This window comes from Acidimicrobiia bacterium, from assembly GCA_012959995.1.
Lineage (GTDB): Bacteria > Actinomycetota > Acidimicrobiia > Acidimicrobiales > MedAcidi-G1 > MedAcidi-G2B.
This window is the reverse complement of record DUCC01000031.1, coordinates 3565-7382: the sequence shown is the minus strand read 5'-3', so window position 1 is coordinate 7382 and position 3818 is coordinate 3565. Positions and strand designations below refer to the sequence as shown.

Annotated in this window: 3 protein-coding genes; 2 read left to right on the top strand and 1 reads right to left on the bottom strand. The window is 55.2% G+C overall.

Annotation, left to right across the window (positions count from 1 at the left end):
- Nucleotides 1-178 precede the first annotated feature (178 nt).
- Complete coding sequence (locus EYQ49_08510) at nucleotides 179-1132, bottom strand: NUDIX hydrolase (GenBank protein ID HIG25915.1); 954 nt, start codon at nucleotides 1130-1132, stop codon at nucleotides 179-181.
- Nucleotides 1133-1165: 33 nt separating this feature from the next.
- On the opposite strand from EYQ49_08510, the gene EYQ49_08505 reads away from it, so the two are divergent.
- Both EYQ49_08505 and EYQ49_08500 read left to right on the top strand, forming a co-directional pair.
- Nucleotides 1166-2875, top strand: coding sequence for a VWA domain-containing protein (locus tag EYQ49_08505; protein ID HIG25914.1), 1710 nt, complete (start codon nucleotides 1166-1168; stop codon nucleotides 2873-2875).
- A gap of 257 nt (nucleotides 2876-3132) precedes the next feature.
- A complete protein-coding gene (locus EYQ49_08500; GenBank protein ID HIG25913.1) occupies nucleotides 3133-3768 on the top strand; it encodes a hypothetical protein in 636 nt (211 codons plus the stop codon).
- The last annotated feature ends 50 nt before the right edge of the window (nucleotides 3769-3818 follow it).

Sequence of the window (3818 nt, the reverse complement as noted above, 5' to 3'; positions counted from 1 at the left end):
GGCTGGGTGGAGAACTCCACGATTCTTATTTGTAATGGCCACTGGATGTACGCCGCCCGCAAGGTCACCAAGTGTTCCCGAAGGTAACGCATCCCCATCTTGCGTACCCCGTCGTAAAACGCTGCCGCACCCCGCCTGTTGTTGGGGCGCTACTTGCTGCGCTCGCCCACCATTGACGTTATTTTTTGGGTTTAGGGGTTTTTGGGTGGATCGGCGGGGTGAGCTCTTTTATGTCGCCGGCAGTGTAGAGCTCGGCCGGGCGTCCCCCGGAAGCGCTGGGTGAAGATTTTTTGCCGGTGGACTGCAAAAAGCCTTCTATTTGCAACACGCTGCGTTGGAAGTTGCCAGTGTCAAGTTTGGTGTAGTCCGAGCCCTTAATGGGTTTCGCCAAAGTGAGCGCTGGCGGGTTGGCGACTTTTGGCGGGGCGGATGCTATTTGATACTTCATTTTTAAGTCGGGGGTGACCAGCGAAAGTTTTGGTTGTTCAAAGGTGGCGGGTATGGGTTTGATGTTTTCGAGGTTGGTGAATTCAATGGTGTCTTGCCATATGGCGTCGTAGGCCGAGCGAAGTTCACTGATGGTAAATTCTTTGGCACAGAATCGGGTGGCCAGCGGGGTGTAAGAGATTTTGTGGTGGATGCGCCTTATGGCGTCGGTGAGGATTTTGTTGTGGTCGAAGGCGAGGCGGATGTTACCGCTGGCTACTTCGGCAACTGGGACGTGTTCGGCGTAGCGGGCGTCGCTGCCGCCTTGGGGTTCGGGGAGGTCATGGGCGATGCCCCAGTAGGCCACGGTGACCACGCGTTGGCGGGGGTCGCGGTCTGGGTGGCCGTAAGTGCCGAGTTGTTCAAGAGGGCCGGCTTCTTTCCCGATGCTGGTTTCTTCGGCGAGTTCTCGGCGGGCCGCTTGCTCGAGGTTCTCGTCTTTTAAGACAAACCCACCGGGGAGTGCCCATTTGCCCAGGAAGGGGGGCTCGTCGCGTTGTATTAGCAGTATGCGCAGCGATTTGTTGATGATGCTAAATATCACGAGGTCTACGGTGACCCCAAAGGGGGGGTAATCGGCGGGGTTGTGTGGTGAATCTGTCACACCAAGAGCGTACATGGTATTTGCCTGACTTGCAATAACCATTATCTTGTGTTATAGTCACTTAGGCACTAACCTATGAAAACCCTACAGAGGAGAAAAAATATGAAAAACCAAGATATTGAACAACGATTCGGTCCTGCCGCAGCTGCCAAGTTGTCGGCCCTGTTGGGTGACCCAAAGCTGGGTGAAGCTTCTATTTCTCCTGCGTCGCGAGACCAATGTCGAGGGGCTTTATTGGGTTTCGCCATTGGTGAAGCCCTCGGCGAGCCTTTAGAGGGTCGCAACGCGGCTTGGATAAAAGAGCGTTTTGGTGTGGTCACCGGTTTTGTGGCGCCTAACCCCATAACTGGTACCGATACCCAGTTGGCCATCATGGCTGCTGATGCTTTGCTGTCGAGCCAAACCAAGCACCCCGAGCGACTGGCTGCCCGACTAATGGCCGCCACCATCGAAACCCAGGGTATGGCGGTGCGTCATGCTCAAGCAAAATTATCGGCTAATAACCCGTGGTGGGAAGCAGCCAAGGCAGATTCTGCCGGCACAGCCGCCGCAGCTCGAGCTACTGCATTTGGTTTGGTGTGGTCGGATAATCCTGAACGGGCAGCTTACGAAGCAGCCTTGTCGGCTTCGGTGACGCATGGTCACCCCATGGCTATTAGTGCCGCCGCCACCATGGCGGCTGCCGTTTCGTTGGCGTCTTCTGGCCAGAGCAACCTTGATGCCATGTGGCTCAAAGCCATTGCCGACATTTGTGCCGACTATGAACAAATTGAAATTCATGGAGCCACTTTGTTGGACCGCCTGCGTTTGTTGCCTTCTTTGTTGGGTCAACCGCCCGAAGCGGTGCTTAACATTTTGGGTACCAACCCGTTAGCTAACCAAGCGGTGCCTGCTGCTTTGTGGTGTGCTGCCCAGGGGCCTGAGGGTGTGTTGTATGCGGTGAATGCCGGTGGAGACACCGACACCATTGCGGCTATGGCTGGTGCGTGCCTCGGGGCGTCTTTAGGTGCTCAGCAGATTCCGAATGAGTTTATTCAAGTGGGGGGTCTCGCCCCGGTGGTAGATACTGCCGATCGTCTGGCCACCTTGGTGCCGGTCCATGTGCCCAAGAAGAAAAACAAAACCGAAGCGGCCGAAGCGGTACACGTGTCGTTTTTAATTGACCGGTCGGGTTCGATGTCCGGCATGGTGGGTGACGTCATTGGTGGCTACAACGAGTTTGTTAAAGAACAACAGGCCACCGAGGGGGACTGCACCTTTACGGCGGTTCAGTTTGATACCGGCGAACCGTTCAAAGTGACCGTGGATGCCATGAAGATAGCCAAGGTGCCTGAGCTCACGGCTGCGGATTACCAACCCCGTGGCGGTACGCCGTTGTTGGATGCCTTGGGCATGCTTCTTGAGTCGGTGACCAAGCGTGAAGAGGGCCTCAAGGTGGCTGAGGACCAAATAGTGGTCGTCTTTACCGACGGGCATGAAAACGCCAGCCACCTTTGGAGCCGTGAGCGCCTGTTTGCGGTGGTCGAAGAGAAAAAGGAAGCCGGGTGGACGTTTGTCTTTATGGGCGCCAACCAGGATTCTTACGCCATGGGTCGAGACCTCGGTTTTGATCGAGAGAACATCCAGAACTATCGCGGCGATGGCCGGGGTACCCGTATGGCTATGAAGAGCTTTAGCCGTGGGATGAGCGAATACCGCACGTCTATGCCAGAAGAAAAGATCCGCCGTAAGAAAGACTTTTATGACGGTACCAAAGAGGCAGAAACTGACCATGAAACCCGGTAAACCCTTTAAAATCAAGGGTTTTCTGAGATTGTCACACCCCTCATGTAATATTTTGGTTATGACAAAGATTGAGGAAAAGCCAAAGGTTCTGGCCCACGGGCTCTCATAACTGGTCAGCCATTTTGGTTCCGCCGCCCAGGAGGGTTTTTACCTCCTTTCCACCTCCTGGGTGCTGCGGGCCTTCCAGCTCTTCACCTGTTCGGGTTTTCCGGCAGGGTTCACGTCGATTTTTTCGGCCTCGATTTTAGGAGTTATTTATGAATAATTTTCCAGACCCCGTAATGGTTTCTGACCCAGCTGGCTGGTGGCGTCGCCTTTGTCGGGTGACCGACCAACTGCATCTGTGCGGCGACTTGCCCCATGGTTTCCGGGACGCCAAGCGTGACCTCAAAGGTTGGGTGGCAGCCGGCGTAACCCACATTGTTGATGTCCGGGGCGAATACTCAGACCAAGACCTCGTGGTCGAACTGCAGCCGCAGATGGTTTACGCCTTTCATGGCACCCACGACAACGGCGGCCCACAAGCTCATGCCTGGTTCGATGGGGCAGTCGACAGCGTGGTGAACGCCATTCAGGCCGACCCACAAAACCAGGTGGTAGTGCATTGCCACATGGGGGTTAACCGGGCACCGTCTTTGGCCTTTGCTGCCTTGTTGGTGTTGGGCCACGGCATTACTGAGGCCTTGACGGCTATCCGTACGGCCCGGCCCATTGCCCGCATTTTGTATGCCGATAGTGCGGTGCAGTGGTTTGGCGATCGTGAGGGTTGGTCTGAAGATCAAATCTTGGTGGCTCGTCAAGAAGCCAAAAATTGGCATAAGCAAAACCCCGTTGATGCGGGGTGGGTAATTAGTCGTATTCGCAAAGAAGAAAGGGTAAACGCATGCAAGTAGCTTTTAACGATTACTACACAGGTGCCGGCCATGAGTTCGACACCACCCGC